Source organism: Streptomyces boncukensis (genome assembly GCF_011045075.1).
GTDB lineage: Bacteria > Actinomycetota > Actinomycetes > Streptomycetales > Streptomycetaceae > Streptomyces > Streptomyces boncukensis.
In genome coordinates, this window is the sequence record NZ_JAAKZZ010001132.1 from 1 (window position 1) to 415 (window position 415).

Annotated in this window: 1 protein-coding gene; it reads left to right on the plus strand. The window is 67.5% G+C overall.

Features of this window, described 5'->3' with window-relative positions; all coding sequences use genetic code 11:
• Positions 1 to 415: zinc-binding dehydrogenase (locus G5C65_RS38300; RefSeq protein WP_165303703.1), on the plus strand; the 415-nt coding region annotated here is incomplete at both ends.

Here is a 415-nt window from a genome sequence, read left to right on the forward strand (position 1 = left end):
GATTCACGCGGCGACGGGTGGGGTGGGGATGGCGGCGGTGCAGATTGCGCGGTATCGGGGTGCTGAGGTCTTCGCGACGGCGAGCCCTGGTAAGCACGGTGTGCTGGAGGAGATGGGGATCGATGCGGCGCACCGGGCGTCGTCGCGGGATGTGGCTTTTGAGGAGTCGGTCCGTGAGGCGACGGGCGGCCGGGGTGTGGATGTGGTGCTGAACAGTCTGGCGGGCGAGTTCACCGACGCGTCGCTGCGACTGCTCGCCGAGGGCGGCCGGTTCATCGAGATGGGGAAGACCGATATCCGCGACCCCGAGCAGGTCGCTCTGCGGCACCCGGATATCGCCTACCGGGTCTTCGATCTGATTCCGGATGCGGGCCCGGCCCGTATCGGTCGGATATTGGGTGAGCTGGTCACCATG